Raw genomic sequence first — 16,501 nt, forward strand, 5'->3', positions numbered from 1 at the left:
GCTCCTGCCCTGGTGTCGGTCCGGATACGGATCCGACTATGGCGAAGCAGGCTTGGAGGGCCGTGATCCCCGGCTGGGAGCTTGATGAGAACTGTTAGGTCAAGCCTGCGCCGCGGCGCGCGCGAGGGCGTCCGCGGTGATGAACGCGGTGTGCGTCCCCGCCTCGGTGCAGGCGAACGCCCCGGCCGCCGCGCCCGCGCGGGCGCACTCGGGCAACGGGCGGCCGCGCAGCCAGGCGTGCAGGAAGCCGGTCACGAAGGCGTCCCCGGCGCCGTTGGTGTCGACCACCGGGCGGCCCGGGTCGACGGCGGGGACGTGCAGCGGCGGGGCGTCCGCGGCGTCGCGGGAGAGCAGGAAGGCGCCGTCGGCCCCGGCGGTGGCCACCACGACGGCGGCCCGGCCCTCGGCGAGGACCGCCCGCATCACCTCCTCGTGGCGGCCCCGGCAGCCGGCCACCGAGAGGAAGACCAGGTCGGAGTTGACCGCGTAGACCCGGTGGTGGGGGTTGCGGCCGTCCCAGTCGTGCAGGTCGGTGGAGCTGGTGCGGCCGAGCCGGTGCAGGTCCGGGTACATGTCGCGGTTGGTGCCGGTGATCGAGAGGTGGACGTGCCGGCTGCGCTCGACGTACGGCAGGTAGAACTCGCGCGGCAGGCGCAGGTCGGCCGGGTGACGGCCGTCGTAGAAGGAGAACCGGCGGCCGGCCGCGTCGACCAGGTTGACCGCGCGCGGGGTGCCGTGCGGCGAGACGAGGTGCGCGAACGGCAGGCCCCGGCGGGCGTACTCGGCGAGGATCAGCTCGCCCTGCGGGTCGTCGCCGAGGTGGTCGATGAAGGCGGTGCGCAGGCCCAGGTGGTGGGCGCCGAGGGCGACGCCGTTGCCGGTGTGGGCCACGTAGTCGCGCACCGGCGGCACGTACTGCGAGTCGCCGTCCGGGACTTCGAGCCGCTCGACCCGGACGACGGTGTCCACGCCGGCCCCGCCGACCACCAGCAGGTCGAGGTCGGGTTCGGGCTCGGCGTCCGGCGCTCCGGGCGAGGACTCGAACTGCGGCACGGCGGCGCCTCCTTGATCCCTGGTGGTGGCCAGGAGTCAAGCAGGCGCCGGAGGTTGACTGCAAGGGATTGCGGCAAGTTTCACTTGGCCCGCTGCCGGGCGCCGGTGGCCGTCGATCCCGCGCCCGTGGCCGCGGCCTCGACCGCCGGGGCGCCCACCTCGCCGGTGGCCTCCCCCGGTTCCGGCCGGTGGTTGATCATCAGGAAGGCGATCAGCGCCGCGAGGATCAGGATGCCCATCGCCACCCATGTCGCGACCACGTACCCGTGCACCGCCCCCTCGGCCCGGACGGCGGGGTCGGAGGCGATCCTGGTGGCCAGGTAGCTCGCCGTGGCGCTGGCCGCGATGGTGTTCAGCAGCGCGGTGCCGAAGGATCCGCCCACCTGCTGGGCCGAGTTGATGGTCGCCGAGGCGGCGCCGGTCTCCGCCGGGGCGACACCCAGCGTGGCCAGGCTCATCGACGGCATGAACACCAGGCCCATGCCGAAGCCGAGCAGCAGCTCCGCGGGCAGGACCATGCCCGCCCAGGGGCTGCTCACCTTCATCTGGGTCAGCCAGGCCATGCCCGCCGCAGCGAGCAGCAGACCCGGGCCGATCAGGTTGCGCGAGGGCACCCTGGTCATCAGCCGGGCGGCGAAGCCGGTCGAGGCGATGACGATGGCGGCCGTCATCGGCAGGAAGGAGACACCGGACATCACCGGCGAGAAGTGCTTGATCTCCTGGAGGTAGTAGGTCAGGAACAGGAACAGGCCGAACATGCCGACCATCGCCAGACCCACCGAGAGCGCGCCGCCGCCGCGGTTGCGCTCGCCGACGATGTGCAGCGGCAGCAGGGCGTGCTCGGTGCGCTTCTCGACCAGCACGAACACCGCCAGCAGCGCCACGCCGAGGGCCAGCGAGCCCAGGACCAGCCAGTCGCCCCAGCCCCGCGACACGGCCTCGGACATGCCGAAGACGATGGCGAGCAGGCCGCCGCAGCCGAGCAGTGCGCCCGGCAGGTCGAGCTTGACCCGGCGCCCCTTCTCGATGTGGTCGCGGGTGAGCACGTAGTAGGCGGCGAAGGCGGTCGCGATCGCGATCGGGGTGTTGACGAAGAGGCACCAGCGCCAGTTCAGGTACTCGGTCAGCAGGCCGCCGAGGAGCAGGCCGATCGCGGCACCGCCGCCGGCGATGGCGCCGAAGATGCCGAACGCGGTGCTGCGTTCACGGGGATCCCTGAACGTGGTCGAGAGCAGGCCCAGCGCGGACGGGGCGAGGAGTGCACCGAAGGCCCCCTGGAGGGCACGGGCCCCGAACAGCATGGCCGGGCCGGCCGCGGCGCCGCCGAGCGCGGAGGCGAGGGCGAAGCCGAGCAGGCCGACGGTGAAGACGCGCTTGCGGCCGAAGAGGTCGCCGAGCCGGCCGCCCAGGAGCAGCAGGCCACCGAAGGCCAGCGTGTAGGCGGTGATCACCCACTGGCGGTTCGCGTCGGATATCCCGAGGTCCTTCTGGGCCGACGGCAGTGCGATGTTCACGATGGTGATGTCGAGCACGATCATCAGCTGGGCGATGGCGATGACCGCCAGGGCCCACCAGCGGCGGTTGTCCGCCGCCGCTTCGGTCTGAGGACCGGTGGCAGGTTGCGCAGACACTGGGGAGCCTTCCGTCGGGTCGGAGAAGGACACGCAGTCGCTTTCCAGCCAAACGCTCGTGCTGCTGGATGGCAAGGAAAAACCTGACCAAATATGGCTATTTGGGACAAAAGAACCAGGGTCCTGGGACCAGCGACGGAGGAAATGAGCGCAGCCGTGAGGGGAAGGGGACAATGCCCCGGACGCGCGCGGGCCCCGGATGCCGAAGCACCCGGGGCCCGCGGGGTCGCCGCCGGTCGGCGGCCGGGGCCTACAGCGCGGCCAGCTCGGCGACCAGGTCGTCCAGGCCGAGCGAGCCCTGCGACAGGGCCGCCATGTGCCAGGCCTTGAGGTCGAAGTCCTCGCCGCGCGCCTCGTGCGCCGCCCGCGCCGCCGCCCGGCCGCGCAGCCAGGCCCGCTCGCCCAGCTTGTAGCCGATCGCCTGGCCGGGCATGCCCAGGTAGCGGACCAGCTCGCTGTCCAGGAACTCGGCCGAGAGCCCGCAGTACAGGCCGAAGAACTCCCGCGCGGCGTCCGGCAGCACCGGCTCGCCCGGGCGGTACGGCGAATCCGCCGGGAAGTCCAGGCCGACGTGCATGCCGATGTCGACGATCACCCGCAGCGCCCGCATCATCTGGGCGTTGAGGTAGCCGAGCCGGTGGCCGGGGTCGGTGAGGTAGCCCAGCTCGTCCATCAGGCGCTCGGCGTACAGCGCCCAGCCCTCCAGGTTGGCGCTCACCCCGCCGATGCTGACCTGGTAGGTGGAGAGCCGGTCGGCGACGTAGTTCCACTGCGCCAGCTGGAGGTGGTGGCCGGGAACGCCCTCGTGGTACCAGGTCGAGACGAGGTCCCAGACCGGGAAGCTCTCCCGGCCGAGGGTCGGCAGCCAGGTCCGCCCGGGGCGGGTGAAGTCCAGCGACGGCGCGGTGTAGTACGGGGCGGCCGCGCTGCCGGGCGGGGCGATCATCGACTCGACCCGGGTGACCGGCTCGGCGAGGTCGAAGTGGGTGCCCTGGAGGTCGTTGATGGCCTGGTCCATCAGGCCCTGGAGGAACTCACGGGCGGGCTCGGCCCCGGCGATGGCCGGACCGTCGGTCTCCAGCCACTTCATCGCCTCCATCGGGTCGGCGCCCGGGCGCACCTTCTCGGCCTCCGCCCGCATCTGGGCGAGCAGGTCGTGGAACTCCTGCCAGGCCCAGGCGTACGCCTCGTCGAGGTCGAGGTCGGCGCCGGTCCAGTAGCGGACCCACCGGCCGTAGCGCTCGCGCCCGGCGGTGTCGGGGGCGTCGGCGGCGGCCGGGCCGTAGACGTCGCGCATCCAGTCGCGCAGCTCGGCGACGGCAGCGGTGGCGGCCTCGGCGGGCTCGGCCAGGCCGGGGCGGAGCGACTCGGGGGCCTTGCCGACGAACCCGCCGAACCAGCCGCCGGGCACCTCGCCCTCCAGCCACTCGCCGAGCTGCCCGACCATGGTGGCCACCTGGCGGGGGCCGGAGAGCAGGCCGCGCTCGATGCCCTCGGCGAGCGTCTCGCGGAACTGCGCCAGCGCGACGGGCACCCGGGCCAGCCGGCGGCCGACCACCTCCCACTGCTGCTCGGTCTCGGTGGCCATCAGGGTGAAGATGTCGCGGACGTTGTGCACCGGGGAGCCCAGGTTGCGGATCGCCCGGAAGCCCTCCCCCGCGGCGTGGACGGCGAGCTCGGCGGTGAGCCGCTCGCGCAGCAGCCGGGCGCAGCGGCGCTCGGCCTCGTCCTCGGCGGCGCCGGCCTGCTCGACCTCCTCCAGCACGGCCAGGGTGTGCCGGGCCAGTTCGGCGACTGCCTCGGCGCCGGCCGGGGAGAGGTCGGGGAGGCGGTCGTCCTCGGGGTTGAGCCCCAGATACACCGCGGTCAGCGGGTCCAGCTGGGCGAGCGCCTGGACGTAGGCGTCGGCGACACGGCGCGGGGTGGTGCCGTCGGAGGTGATCAGTTCTTCAACCATTCGGACATCATTTCGCGGCCGGGGCCGAATGCAAGCCCCCCATCCATGGCATGCTCCGGCCAATCCGGTCGGTTCGGGCACCTGCACCGCCCGCCCGGCGGAGGGCCCTCTCCACCAAGGGGCCGTACGCATACGAAGCTGCAGCGGCGCGAGCCGATCGGCGCGGGGCAGAAGTGTCCGAGGCCCGCGAGGCTGTGCGAGGCGGCCGGCGGCAGCGGTGCGGCGGCACCCCGCCCGCCGTGGGCGGGAGGGCCCGCGGCCGCGCCGCGGGGGGCTGCGGGCCGTACGGACGGCCGTTCGAGAAGTACCACGCAGGACCGGGCCGGATCGGTCGACCGGCCACTACGCTGACCGCCATGGAAGCCAGCTCAGCGCCCGTTCCGTCCCCCCAGGCACGCCCGCGACGCGCCGGCTACCGGCGGCTGCCGGTGGAGCAACGGCGGGAGCAGCTGATCGCGGTGGCGCTGGAGCTGTTCGCCTCCCGCCCGCCCGAGGAGGTCGGCCTGGACGACGTGGCCGCCGCCGCGGGGGCGTCCCGGCCGCTGGTCTACCGCTACTTCGCGGGCGGCAAGCAGCAGCTGTACGAGGCCGCGCTGCGCACCGCGGCGGACGAGCTGAGCAGCCGGTTCACGGTGCCGCTGACCGGGACCCCGACCGACCAGCTGGCGGCGGTGCTGGACCGCTACTTCGCCTTCGTGGCCGAGCACGACGCCGGCTACTCGGCGCTGCTGCGCGGCGGTTCGGTGGTGGAGACGGCGCGGACCTCGGCCATCGTCGACGACGTGCGGCGGGCCGCGCTCCAGCGGACGCTGCGCCACCTCGGCGTGCGGGAGGCCGGGCCGCGGCTGACCCTGCTGGTCCGCTCCTGGATCGCGGTGATCGAGGGTGCCTCGCTGACCTGGCTGGACGAGGGCCGGACGGTGCCGGTGGAGGAGCTGCGGGACTGGCTGGTGGACCAGTTCGTGGCGATGGCGGCGGCCACGGCGCTCGGCGATCCGCAGACGGCGGAGGTGCTGGCCGGGCTGCTGGTGCTGGAGCGGCCGGACGACTCGCGGGTGCGCCGGCTGCGCGAGCTGCTGACGCCACGGCCCTGACCCCCGTGCCCGGGGTCACGGCCGCGCCGCGTGGACGCCGGGCCTGCGGGAATGCGGGCGCCGGGCCCGCACGGGCAGGTGCCGAGCGGCCCTGAGCCGCGCGCGCCCGCTCTACGCCTTGCCGAGCACCTGGCGCTGGCGGCCGAGGCCGTCCACCTCGATCTCGACGATGTCGCCCGGGGCCAGGAACGGCGTGCCCGGGCGGCCGAGGGTGACGCCGGCCGGGGTGCCGGTGACGATCACGTCGCCGGGCTCCAGCACCATGAACTGGCTGGCGTAGCGGACGATCTCCAGCACCGGGAAGATCATCTCGGCGGTGGAGCCGTCCTGCCGCAGCTCGCCGTTGACCCAGAGCCGCAGCGACAGCCGCTGCGGGTCCGCCACCTCGTCCGCGGTGACCAGCCAGGGCCCGAGCGGGGTGAAGGTCTCCGCGGACTTGCCCTTGTCCCACTGGCCGCCGCGCTCGAACTGGAAGGCGCGCTCGGTGACGTCGTTGGCGATGGTGTAGCCGGCGATGGCCCCCGCCGCCGCCCGGTGGTCCTCCAGGTAGCGGGCGGTGCGGCCGATCACGATCGCCAGCTCGGCCTCGTAGTCGGTCTTCTCGCCGCCGCGCGGCACCAGCACCTCGTCGTACGGGCCGACCACGGTGGAGCTGGGCTTGAGGAAGATCACCGGCTCGTCCGGGATCGGCGCCCCGGCCTCGGCCGCGTGGTCGCGGTAGTTGAGCCCGATCCCGACCACCTTGCCCGGCCGGGTGACCGGCGCGCCGACCCGCTGCCCGGCGATGTCGGCCACCGGCAGCAGGCCGGCGGCCACGTCGCGGGCCAGCGCCCGCGGGTCGAGCTCGGCGAGGAAGGCGCCGTCGATGTCCCGGGCCCGGCCGGAGAGCTCGTACGCGGTGCCGTCCTGGCCCTGCACGACCGGACGCTCGGCGCCCGGCGGTCCGACACGGAGGAGCTTCATCTGAGCGTCACCACCAGTTTCGTCGCAGCTGGCCGGGGCGGCCGCACACCGCACCCGGACTCTTGCCTGCGAGGTATATCAACGCGCCAGGCCCGGTCACCAGACGGTTCCGGTGAGCGAATTCCTATCAATTCACACAAGCCCGGATGCCGCCGAATCGGGTGCCCGTACGGTTGACAGCCCTCGCCCCGGGCCGGCCGCGCCGTCGGCGAGAACGGCGGCTCCCGGCCGCTGCGGCCCGATCGCCGCCGGGCGTCAGCCCTGCTGCGGGCCGCCGTCGAGGAGCCGGTCCAGGGCCAGCGGGCGCGGGGTGCCCGGGCCGCCGCGCTCGCAGACGCGCTGCCAGCGGTCGAGGTCGCGCGCCACGTCGGCCCGGGCCTGCGGCTCCGCGACGAGGGCCGCCTCCAGCTCGCGCAGCAGCGCGACGGCGGCGCCCGGGCTGCCGTCCCGGGCCAGCCAGAGGGCGAGGTCGTGGCAGGTACGCAGGGTGCGGAGGTCGCGCGGGCCGCAGACCCGGGCGAACTGCGGGATCAGCGGCAGCAGCATCGCGGCGGCCTCCCCCGGCCGGCCCTCCGCCCCGTGCTCCCAGGCGCGGTCGGCCCGCTTGCGCAGCGCCTCGGGGGTGGGCGCCTCCGGTCCGAGCCGGATCTCGCGCAGCCGGCGGCGGACTTCGGCCGCGTCCGCGGGCCGGTCGGCCGGGCTCTTGGCGAGCAGCTCGCGGACCAGCGCGGCGAGCGCCGGACAAGGGGTCCGGACGGGCGGCGGCGGCTCGTTCAGGTGCTGGTACATCATGGTGACCGCCGAGCCCGCATTGAACGGCCGCTGCCCGGTGCAGAGCTGGAAGAGCACCACGCCGAGCGCGTACAGATCGGCCCGGCCGTCGATCGGGTCGCCGGCCCAGCACTCGGGGGCGAGGTACGGCGGGGTGCCGATCACCACGCCGGTGGAGGTGAGCGCCCCGCCGGACTGGGTGAGCAGCCTGGCGATGCCGAAATCCAGCACCTTGGCCTCACCGCCGTCGGTGATCATGATGTTCTCCGGCTTGATGTCCCGGTGGACCACGCCCGAGGCGTGCGCGGCGGCCAGCGCCTTGCACACCTGCCGGACCCACTTGAGCGAGACCTCCAGCTCCGGGGTGCCCTCGCGGAGCAGCGCGGAGAGCGGCCGGCCGGGCACCAGCTCCATCACCAGGTAGTGGGTGGACCAGCCCCCCTCGCGCACCGTGCCGTAGTCGTACAGGGTGACGATGTTCGGGTGGGAGAGGCTGCCCGCGGTCTTGGCCTCCCGGACGAAGCGCTGGACGGCCTCCTCGTCACGGGCCTTCTCCTCGGACAGCACCTTCACCGCGACCCGCCGGCCGATGTTGCTGTCGCGGGCCTGCCAGACCACGCCGAAGCCGCCCTCGCCGAGCTTGGCCTCCAGCAGGTACCGGCCGTCCAGCACCTCCCCAGCCTCCATTGCTCCCCCAACCCCCAAGTCGCGCGGATCCGAACGGCGTTCACCGTGACCGGGCCACCATAGCGGCGGGGGAGCACATCGAGGTGAACGGATTACGGCTTCGGCTTGGGCAGGCCGGGCGGGTTGATCTCGGAGGCCTTGACGGCCTCGCCCTCCAGGCCCCAGCGCTTGAGGACCTGGGCGTAGGTGCCGTTCCTGATGATCTCGTCGATCGCGCCGTTGAGCGCCCGGACCAGACCGCTGTCCTTCTTGGTGGTCGCCGCGATCTTCCCGAGGACGTCGGCGCCGCCGCCCGAGTAGGTGCCGACCACCTCGCTCTCCCCCGTCTGCACGGCGTGGAAGGCCAGGCTGGGGTTGGGGCCGACGTAGGCGTCGATCCGGCCGGAGGAGAGCGCCAGGTAGTAGTCCGAGCTGTTCTGGAAGTACTTGATGTCGGTCGGCTTGAGCCCGTTCCGGACGTTCTCCTCGCTCCAGCCGATCAGCAGCTTCTCCTGGTTGGTGCCGGAGGCGACGCCGATCGTGCGGCCGGCGACGTCCTTGGCTCCGGCGATCTTGAAGCCGGCACCCTTCCTGGCCTCGAAGCCGAGGACGTCCAGGCGGTAGGTCGCGAAGTCGTACTTCTCCTTGCGGGCCTCGGTGACGGTGATGTTGGAGATGCCGACGTCGTACTTGCCGCTGTCCAGCCCGACGAAGATGTTCTCCCAGGAGACCGGGTTGAACTCGACCTTGAGGCCGAGCACGTTGCCGATCAGCGAGGCGATGTCCGGTTCGACGCCGATGATCGTCTTGTCGTCGTCGGCGTAGAAGTCCAGCGGCGGCGTGGTGCCGATGGAGTCGGTGACGGTCAGCGTGCCTCTCTTGCGGACCTCCTCCGGAACCAGCGCCGCGACGGCGTCCACCTTGGGCGTGGTGACTCTGTTCTGATTCGGCGTCAGGTTCACCTTGGTGCCGTCCGGCGCCACGCTGCCCCTGGCGGGCGCGAGTTCCGCCGAGGCGTCCGAGGAGCTGCCGCAGGCGGCCAGGGTGAGGGTGGCGGCGAGCGCGGCGGCGGCGGTCACGAGGGCGCGACGGGGTAGGGACATGGCGGAACTCCTGCCGGGGTGAAGGGGAGGTTGGGGGGGGAGAGAGAAGAGGGGAGAGGGGCGGGCCGGGGGCCGCGCTCGGCGGGCCCCGGGGCGGGCTCAGGCCCTGGGCTCAGAGCACCTTGGCCAGGAAGGCGCGGGTGCGCTCGTGCTGCGGGTCGTCGAGGACGGCCTTCGGCGGGCCCTGTTCGACCACCACGCCGCCGTCCATGAAGACGACGGTGTCGGCGACCTCGCGGGCGAAGCCGATCTCGTGGGTGACCACGATCATGGTGGTGCCGCCCCGGGCGAGGTCCTTGATGACGTCCAGCACCTCGCCGACCAGCTCCGGGTCGAGCGCCGAGGTCGGCTCGTCGAACAGCAGCACCTTCGGCTCCAGCGCCAGCGCCCGGGCGATCGCCACCCGCTGCTGCTGGCCGCCCGAGAGCTGCCGCGGGTAGGCGTCCGCCTTGTCGGCCAGACCGACCCGCGCCAGCAGCTCCAGCGCGGCCGCCCGCGCCGCGGCCCTGGGGCGGCCGAGCGCGCTGATCGGCGCCTCGACGATGTTCTCCACCACGGTGAGGTGCGGGAACAGGTTGAAGTTCTGGAAGACGAAGCCGATGTTGGTGCGCTGGCGCAGGACCTCGCGCTCCCGGAGCTCGTACAGCCGGTCGCCGGAGCGCCGGTAGCCGATCAGCTCGCCGTCGATCGCGACGAAGCCGCGGTCCAGCTTCTCCAGGTGGTTGATCGAGCGCAGCAGGGTGGACTTGCCGGAGCCGGACGGGCCGAGCACCACCGTCACCGAGCCGGCCGGCACGTCGAGGTCGACCCCGCGCAGCACGGCCAGCTGCCCGAAGCTCTTGTGCAGGCCCCTGACCTGCACCATGGGTTCCAGGGCGGTGGTGGTCACGAGCGTCCTCCGGAGGCGGTCGGGGCGGGTACGGGAGCGGGGGCGCGGGCGGCCCGCAGGCTCCGGACGAAGGTCCGGGCCCGCTGCAGCGGGGTGGGCGGCGGGGTCCGGCTGGAGCCCCGGGCGAAGTGGCGCTCGACGTAGTACTGGGCGATCGACAGCACGGTGGTCAGCAGCACGTACCAGACGGTGGCCACCATCAGCAGCGGGACCACCCGGCCGGTCCGGCCGTAGACGACCTGCACCTGGTAGAAGAGCTCGCCGATGGCCATCACGTAGACCACCGACGTGCCCTTGAAGAGCGAGATGACCTCGTTGGCGGCGGCGGGCAGGATGCCGCGCATCGCCTGCGGCAGGACGATCCGCCAGGCCTGGCGCCAACGGGGCACGCCCAGCGCGGCGGCGGCCTCCCGCTGGCCGGCGTCCACGGCGATCACGCCGCCGCGGATGATCTCGGCGGCGAACGCGGCCTGGTGCAGCCCGAGGCCCAGCACGGCGGCGCCGAGTGCGCCCAGCACGCCCACCGTCTCGAAGTCCGCGAAGGTCGGGCCGAACGGGATCCCGATGCCGAACCGCTTGTAGAGGTAGGACAGGTTGAACCAGAAGACCAGCTGGACGATCAGCGGGATGGAGCGGAACGCCCAGACGTAGGCCCAGGCGATGGACTGCAGCACGGCGCTGCGGGACAGCCGCATGGCGGCCACCACGGCACCGAGCAGGAAGCCCAGCACGGTGCCGTAGAAGGTGAGCTCGATGGTCCGGCCGACCGCTCGCAGGATGGTGTCGGTGGAGAAGTAGATCCGGAAGGTCGCCCAGTCCCAGCCGGGATTGGTGGCCAGCCCGTGGACGAACTGGGCGAGCACGACGAGGGCGGCGGCTGCGGCCGCCCAGCGCCAGGGGTGCCGGGCGGGGACGGTGCGCAGGGCGGACAGCTCGGCGAGGTCGACCCGGGCGGCAGCTGCCGTACCCGCCGAGGCATCGGCGGAGCCGGTCGCGGCGGCGGTCGCGGCGGCGGCGGTGGTGGCGGCGGTGGTGGTGATGGTCATGGGGGGATTCCTCCAACAGGCACGGGGCCCGGACAGGGGGTCACGCGTGCTCGGGCGGGCTGATCAGGGACTCCTTGATCGCCGAGTCGGAGACCCCCCACTTCTTCAGGATCCGGTCGTACGTCCCGTCCTTGATCAGCTGGTTGACGGCCGCCTGGAACGCCGGCGTCAGCGGGGAGCCCTTCTTGAACGCGAAGCCGACGTCCAGCCGGTGGAACTCGCCCAGGAACCGCGTGCCGGACGCCTCCTGGGACGCCTGGTGGCGAAGGCCGTTGATGGTGGACATCACGATGTCCACCCGCCCCTGCTGGAGGCCGGTCAGGACGGCGCCGTTGTCGCTGAACGCCTTGACCTCGTAGGGCTTCTTGCCGGCGTCGGCGCAGACGCTCTTCTTGGCGTTGAGCGTGGTCTCGAAGGTGGTGCCGGCGCCGGTGCCGATGGTCAGGCCGCAGAGCTGGACCAGCTCGGTGACCGGCTGGATCGCGGTGTCGTCCTTGCGGACCGCGAAGCCTTGGCCGTCGTCGACGTAGGTGACGAAGTCGATGGTCTTCAGCCGGGCCGTGGTGACCCCGAAGTTGCCGGTGCCGACGTCGTACTTGCCGCTGCCGAGCGCGGGCAGGATGGTCTCGAAGGCGGCCTCCTCGCGCTGCACGGTCAGGCCGAGCACCCTGGCCACCGCGTCGGTGAGGTCGATGTCCACGCCGGCCGGCTTCTTGGTGGCCTGGTCGGCGTAGAAGGCCGACGGCGGATAGCCCAGCGAGGAGCCGAACTTCACCGTCCCGGCCTTGCGGACGTCCTCCGGCAGCAGCGCCGCCGCGGCGTCCGACCTGGGGATGGCGGAGACGACGTCCTGCGCCGCGGCGTCGACCGCGGCCTTGCCGGCGCCGGACGGGGCGGCGGTCTTCGGGTCCGATCCGCACGCCGCCAGCGCCAGGACCGGCAGCAGGGCGGTGGCCGCGAACAGGCGGCGGCGGACGGTGGTCGTTCTCACGGGGCGGTGCCTTTCGGGAGTCGGTCTCGGGAGGTGCGGGGATCAGCGGGGATCAGCGGGGATCAGCAGGTTCAGGACGTGCGGGCGCCGGGCGCGCCGCCCGGCAGATGCTTCTCGAAGGGCAGCGGGCGGTGGCCGCCGGGCGGCCCGTCCTCCCCCGCGGCGCGCGGGGCGAGCGGGTCCGCGTCCACGTCGAACAGCGGCGTGTAGCCGTGGGCCAGGTAGAGGCCCTTGGCCTCGGGCTGGAGCGGGCCGGTGGTGAGGTAGATCCGGGTGTACCCGGCCGCGGCGGCCTCCCGTTCCAGCGCGGCCAGCACCAGGCCGGCCAGGCCGCGGCGGCGGTGCGCGGAGTGCGTCCACATCCGTTTCAGCTCGGCCGTCCGCTCGTCGTACCGCTTGTACGCGCCACCGGCCACCGCGGCGCCGTCCACCAGCAGGAGCAGCAGCAGGCCGCCGGCCGGCTCGGCGAAGGCCTCCGCCGGGTAGCGGCTCATCTCCTCGCGCGCCTGAGGCCCGTACCGGGTGACGTACTCGTGGGTGAGCTCGCGCAACAGCGGCTCGACCAGCGGGTCGCCGATCGCGGCCCGGCGGATCTCCACCACCGGGCCGGCGTCGGGCGCGGGGCTCAGTGCTGCGCCCCCGCCGGGGTCGGCGACGCGGAGGGATTCGACGGGCATGGTGACGGACCTTTCGGGTCGGACGGCCCCGGCGGGCTGCGGGCGGGCAGGGTGGAGGAGGCCGTGGCACGGCCGGGCGCGGTGCGCCGCCCCCGGTACGTGGCGGCGGCGGTGACAGGAGCGCTGAGCGGAACGCTGAACGGAGCGGTGACGGTGACCGGAGCGGTGACGGCGGCGATGCCGGTGGAACTGCCGGAGCGCAGTGCGGTGCTTCAAGGAGCGGCGGCAGCGTGCGCCCGACGAACCGTCAGTTGGTGACGGCTCTCCCGGCCCGCGACGGGGCACCGAGGGAGGGGCCTCCGGAGGAGGACAGGGCCGGCTGGGCGGCCCGCTGCCGGGTCAGCCGAGACACGCCGCGGACCACACTCGACCGAAGTCGATGTGGTCGCGGGTGACCAGGAGCTGCTCGGCGTACATGGCCATTAGTTGAGCAGTGAAGCCTGCGCGGCGTCAACCACCGTCCATTACCGCTCTGTTGCGATCGTCTGTCGCCCTGCGACCCGCTCCGGTGACCCTTGACAGCCGCCGTTCGCGGATGCGTACGATCGCACCGGAGTGCAAGTGCAAGCCGGCCGTGTTGAGGGACGCGGACCGGTGTGACGGCCCGTACGTGACCGCTTCCGTACCACCCGCCCCGCACCCGCGCCGCCCCCTGGAGCCCTCCTCATGGCCACCCCGCAGGACGTCCTTCCCCCGCCGGCCGCCGTCCGCAAGCAGCCCGCCCCGCCAACCGCCGACGACGCCACCGTCGCCGCCACCGCCCTCACCGCCGACCCCGGCGCCAGGATCGTCGGCCGCCGCCGCACCGGCCAGTGGGTCTCCGCCGCCGTCGCCCTGCTGCTCTTCGCGATGGTGCTCAACTCGGTGATCCGCAACGAGGCCTTCCAGTGGGACGTGGTGGCGGCGTGGTTCACCGCGCCCTCCGTCCTGAACGGCCTCACCCTCACCCTCTGGCTGACCGCCGCCACCCTGACCCTCGGCTTCGCCCTGGGCACCGTGCTGGCCGTGATGCGGCTCTCCACCAACCCGGTGCTGCGCACGCTCAGCTGGGTCTACATCTGGATCTTCCGCTCCACCCCGGCCCTGGTGCAGCTGCTGCTCTTCTTCAACATCGGCGCGCTCTACCCGACGCTCGGCCTCGGCATCCCGTTCGGTCCCGAGTTCCTCACCGTCCGGACGGTCAACCTGTTCGGGCCCACCTTCACCGCCCTGGCCGGCCTGACCCTGCTGGAGGCCGCGTACGCCGCCGAGGTGGTCCGCGGCGGCATCCTGGCCGTCGACCGGGGGCAGCTGGAGGCCGCCTCCGCGCTCGGCCTGGGCCGGTGGCGGGTGCTGCGCCGGATCGTCGTCCCGCAGGCGATGCGCACCATCGTGCCGACCGCCGGCAACATGCTGATCAGCGCGCTCAAGGGCACCAGCATCATCAGCGTGCTGGCCGTCTCCGACCTGCTCTACTCGGTGCAGCTGGTCTACCTGCAGTCCTACCAGGTCATCCCGATGCTGATGGTGGCCACCATCTGGTACGTCGTGATCACCACCGTGCTGTCGATCGGCCAGTACTACGTCGAACGGCACTACGCCAGGGGCGCCACCCGCGAGGGGCTGCCGCCCACCCCGCTGCAGCGGGCCCGGGCCGCCCTGCGCCGGCTGCGCGCCGCCGCCGACCCGGCCGCCCCGGCCGCCCCGGCCGCCCCGGCCGCCCCGGCCACGGCGGCCGGCGCGGCCCCGGCCGGCGAGGTGCGGGCATGAGCACGCTGGTGATCGTCGGAGCCGGCCCACGCGGGACCGGGCTGCTGGAGCGGATCGCCGCCAACGCCGCCGAACTCCTCCCCGCCGACCGGCCGTTGGAGATCCACCTGGTCGACCCGTACCCGCCCGGCGCGGGCCGGATCTGGCGCCGCGACCAGTCCCCGCTGCTGCGGATGAACTCGATGGCCGAGGACGTCACGATGTTCACCGACGAGCGCTGCGCCATCGACGGACCGGTCCGCCCCGGCCCCTCGATGGCCGAATGGGCCGCCCGCCCCGAGGAGTTCGAGCCCTACCGGGAGACCGCCGACCCGGCGATCCGGGCGGAGCTGCGCACCCTCGCACCCACCGACTTCCCCACCCGCCGGGCCCAGAGCGCCTACCTGGACTGGGTGTTCCGCCGCGCCGTCGCCGACCTGCCGCCGCACGTCACCGTCACCGTGCACCGCGACACCGCCCGCCGGATCGAAGGGCCGGTCGACGGACCGCAGTCGGTCCACCTCGGCGACCGGGTGCTCACCGCCGACCACGTCACCCTCACCCTCGGCCACCTGGACTCCGCCCCGCACCCCCGGTACGCCGCCGACGCCGAGTTCGCCGCCCGGCACGGCCGCTTCCACCTGCCGCCCGCCTTCTCCGCCGACGCCGACCTCGACGGGATCTCGCCCGGCGAGCACACCGTGCTGCGCGGCTTCGGGCTCGCCTTCGTCGACCTCGTCGCGCTGCTCACCGAGGGCCGCGGCGGCCGGTTCGAGGAGACGCCCACCGGCCTGGTGTACCGCGCGTCCGGCCGCGAACCGGTGATCCACGTCGGCTCCCGGCGCGGGGTGCCGTACCACTCCAAGACCGACTACGCCCTGCAGGGCCCCCGCGCCCCGCTCCCCCGCTACTTCGACGCGGCCGCCGTCGACGCCGCGCTGGAGCGGCCCGGCCCGCTCGAACTGCGCCGTGACTTCTGGCCGTTGATGGCCAAGGACATCGGCTTCGGGCACTACCACGAGCTGTTCCACGCCCACCCGGAGCGGACCGCGCTGCCCTGGGCGGAGTTCCTGGCCGGCTACGACGCGTACGGCTGGTACTCCCCCGAACTCGCCGGGCTGATCGACCGGGCCGTCCCGGACCCGGCCGACCGGCTGGACTTCGAGCGGCTCGACCACCCGCTGGCCGGCCTCGAACTCGGCTCCGCCGAGGAACTCCAGCACCACCTGCGCGGGTACATCGCCGCCGACGCCGGCCGCCGCGCCGACCCCGCGCACAGTGCCGACCTCGGCGCCTTCCTCGCCGTCCTCTCGCTCTTCGTCCAGCTGCCGCGCGTCCTCGCCTCCGGCCGGCTCACCGCGCGCTCCGTCGGCGAGGAGGTGGACGAGTGGTTCTTCGGCTTCTTCAGCTACCTCGCCTCCGGACCGCCCGGCTTCCGGCTGCGCCAGCTGCTCGCGCTCTCCGAGGCCGGGGTGGTGCGCTTCCTCGGCGCCGGCATCCGGGTCGAACGGGACGAGTCCACCGGCACCTGGCGGGCCTCCGGCAGCACCGTGCCCGGCCACACCGTGACCGCCACCGCCCTGGTCGAGGCGTACCTGCCCAAGCACGACCTCACCCGCACCGGCGACCCGGTGCTGCGCGATCTGCACGGCGCCGGGCGGATCGTGGAGGAGGTGGTCGCCGACGCCGGGCACACGCACCGCTCCGGGCTGGTCACCGTCCACCCGGGCGACAGCCGGGTGCTCGACCCGGCCCTGGACGGCGGGGCGCACCCGCGGCGCACCGCTCTCGGCCCGCACACCACCCACCGGTCCGCGGCCGCCTTCGCCCGGCCCCGCACCGATGCGCCCGGGTTCCGCCAGAACGACGCCGCCGCCCGGGCGCTGCTCCGCGCCCTGGCCGGCACCCCGGCGGCCCTGGCCGGCCGCTGAG

At 73.7% G+C, this 16,501-nt stretch carries 13 protein-coding genes; 3 read left to right on the forward strand and 10 right to left on the reverse strand.

The window, feature by feature from the left end:
* Positions 1-99: 99 nt before the first annotated feature.
* The 3 genes from ACIPSC_RS10630 to ACIPSC_RS10640 all read right to left on the reverse strand — a co-directional run bounded on the left by ACIPSC_RS10630 (position 100) and on the right by ACIPSC_RS10640 (position 4,641).
* Entirely contained in the window at positions 100-1,053 is a 954-nt protein-coding gene (locus tag ACIPSC_RS10630) for a carbohydrate kinase family protein (RefSeq protein WP_400824679.1), read from the reverse strand.
* Between the two features lie 80 nt (positions 1,054-1,133).
* A complete protein-coding gene (locus ACIPSC_RS10635) occupies positions 1,134-2,591 on the reverse strand; it encodes an MFS transporter (protein ID WP_400824970.1) in 1,458 nt (485 codons plus the stop codon).
* A 343-nt stretch (positions 2,592-2,934) separates the two neighbouring features.
* Complete coding sequence (locus ACIPSC_RS10640) at positions 2,935-4,641, reverse strand: DUF885 domain-containing protein (RefSeq protein WP_400824680.1); 1,707 nt, start codon at positions 4,639-4,641, stop codon at positions 2,935-2,937.
* A gap of 356 nt (positions 4,642-4,997) precedes the next feature.
* On the opposite strand from ACIPSC_RS10640, the gene ACIPSC_RS10645 reads away from it, so the two are divergent.
* Positions 4,998-5,735, forward strand: coding sequence for a TetR/AcrR family transcriptional regulator (locus tag ACIPSC_RS10645; protein ID WP_400824681.1), 738 nt, complete (start codon positions 4,998-5,000; stop codon positions 5,733-5,735).
* Between the two features lie 111 nt (positions 5,736-5,846).
* On the opposite strand, the gene ACIPSC_RS10650 is transcribed toward ACIPSC_RS10645, so the two are convergent.
* The 7 genes from ACIPSC_RS10650 to ACIPSC_RS10680 form a co-directional block, all read right to left on the reverse strand.
* The gene (locus ACIPSC_RS10650) at positions 5,847-6,698 is read right to left on the reverse strand and encodes a fumarylacetoacetate hydrolase family protein (RefSeq protein WP_400824682.1); all 852 of its coding nucleotides are present in this window, start codon (positions 6,696-6,698) and stop codon (positions 5,847-5,849) included.
* Positions 6,699-6,953: 255 nt separating this feature from the next.
* Complete coding sequence (locus ACIPSC_RS10655; RefSeq protein ID WP_400824683.1) at positions 6,954-8,156, reverse strand: serine/threonine-protein kinase; 1,203 nt, start codon at positions 8,154-8,156, stop codon at positions 6,954-6,956.
* 92 nt (positions 8,157-8,248) lie between these two features.
* Complete coding sequence (locus ACIPSC_RS10660) at positions 8,249-9,238, reverse strand: ABC transporter substrate-binding protein (protein WP_400824684.1); 990 nt, start codon at positions 9,236-9,238, stop codon at positions 8,249-8,251.
* A 112-nt stretch (positions 9,239-9,350) separates the two neighbouring features.
* Positions 9,351-10,103, reverse strand: coding sequence for an amino acid ABC transporter ATP-binding protein (locus ACIPSC_RS10665; protein WP_400824972.1), 753 nt, complete (start codon positions 10,101-10,103; stop codon positions 9,351-9,353).
* Positions 10,104-10,123: 20 nt separating this feature from the next.
* Complete coding sequence (locus ACIPSC_RS10670) at positions 10,124-11,173, reverse strand: amino acid ABC transporter permease (protein WP_400824685.1); 1,050 nt, start codon at positions 11,171-11,173, stop codon at positions 10,124-10,126.
* A gap of 40 nt (positions 11,174-11,213) precedes the next feature.
* The gene (locus tag ACIPSC_RS10675) at positions 11,214-12,164 is read right to left on the reverse strand and encodes an ABC transporter substrate-binding protein (protein WP_400824686.1); all 951 of its coding nucleotides are present in this window, start codon (positions 12,162-12,164) and stop codon (positions 11,214-11,216) included.
* 71 nt (positions 12,165-12,235) lie between these two features.
* A complete protein-coding gene (locus tag ACIPSC_RS10680; RefSeq protein WP_400824687.1) occupies positions 12,236-12,841 on the reverse strand; it encodes a GNAT family N-acetyltransferase in 606 nt (201 codons plus the stop codon).
* 666 nt (positions 12,842-13,507) lie between these two features.
* Between ACIPSC_RS10680 and ACIPSC_RS10685 the strand changes: the two genes are divergently transcribed.
* Both ACIPSC_RS10685 and ACIPSC_RS10690 read left to right on the forward strand, forming a co-directional pair.
* Positions 13,508-14,590, forward strand: a complete 1,083-nt coding sequence (locus tag ACIPSC_RS10685; RefSeq protein ID WP_400824688.1) for an amino acid ABC transporter permease — start codon at positions 13,508-13,510, stop codon at positions 14,588-14,590.
* A complete protein-coding gene (locus ACIPSC_RS10690) occupies positions 14,587-16,500 on the forward strand; it encodes an FAD/NAD(P)-binding protein (RefSeq protein ID WP_400824689.1) in 1,914 nt (637 codons plus the stop codon). The genes ACIPSC_RS10685 and ACIPSC_RS10690 overlap by 4 nt, the downstream gene beginning before the upstream one ends.
* Position 16,501: the final 1 nt, after the last annotated feature.

Source organism: Kitasatospora sp. NPDC090091 (assembly GCF_044747365.1).
GTDB lineage: Bacteria > Actinomycetota > Actinomycetes > Streptomycetales > Streptomycetaceae > Kitasatospora.

What these genes read in the sequence shown, in the direction of transcription:
- ACIPSC_RS10635 (WP_400824970.1), bottom strand. Translation starts at nt 2,591, where the DNA reads ATGATCGTGCTCGACATCACCATCGTGAACATCGCACTGCCGTCGGCC.
- ACIPSC_RS10640 (WP_400824680.1), bottom strand. Translation starts at nt 4,641, where the DNA reads ATGGTTGAAGAACTGATCACCTCCGACGGCACCACCCCGCGCCGTGTC.
- ACIPSC_RS10645 (WP_400824681.1), top strand. Translation starts at nt 4,998, where the DNA reads ATGGAAGCCAGCTCAGCGCCCGTTCCGTCCCCCCAGGCACGCCCGCGA.
- ACIPSC_RS10650 (WP_400824682.1), bottom strand. Translation starts at nt 6,698, where the DNA reads ATGAAGCTCCTCCGTGTCGGACCGCCGGGCGCCGAGCGTCCGGTCGTG.
- ACIPSC_RS10655 (WP_400824683.1), bottom strand. Translation starts at nt 8,156, where the DNA reads ATGGAGGCTGGGGAGGTGCTGGACGGCCGGTACCTGCTGGAGGCCAAG.
- ACIPSC_RS10660 (WP_400824684.1), bottom strand. Translation starts at nt 9,238, where the DNA reads ATGTCCCTACCCCGTCGCGCCCTCGTGACCGCCGCCGCCGCGCTCGCC.
- ACIPSC_RS10665 (WP_400824972.1), bottom strand. Translation starts at nt 10,103, where the DNA reads ATGGTGCAGGTCAGGGGCCTGCACAAGAGCTTCGGGCAGCTGGCCGTG.
- ACIPSC_RS10670 (WP_400824685.1), bottom strand. Translation starts at nt 11,173, where the DNA reads ATGACCATCACCACCACCGCCGCCACCACCGCCGCCGCCGCGACCGCC.
- ACIPSC_RS10680 (WP_400824687.1), bottom strand. Translation starts at nt 12,841, where the DNA reads ATGCCCGTCGAATCCCTCCGCGTCGCCGACCCCGGCGGGGGCGCAGCA.
- ACIPSC_RS10685 (WP_400824688.1), top strand. Translation starts at nt 13,508, where the DNA reads ATGGCCACCCCGCAGGACGTCCTTCCCCCGCCGGCCGCCGTCCGCAAG.
- ACIPSC_RS10690 (WP_400824689.1), top strand. Translation starts at nt 14,587, where the DNA reads ATGAGCACGCTGGTGATCGTCGGAGCCGGCCCACGCGGGACCGGGCTG.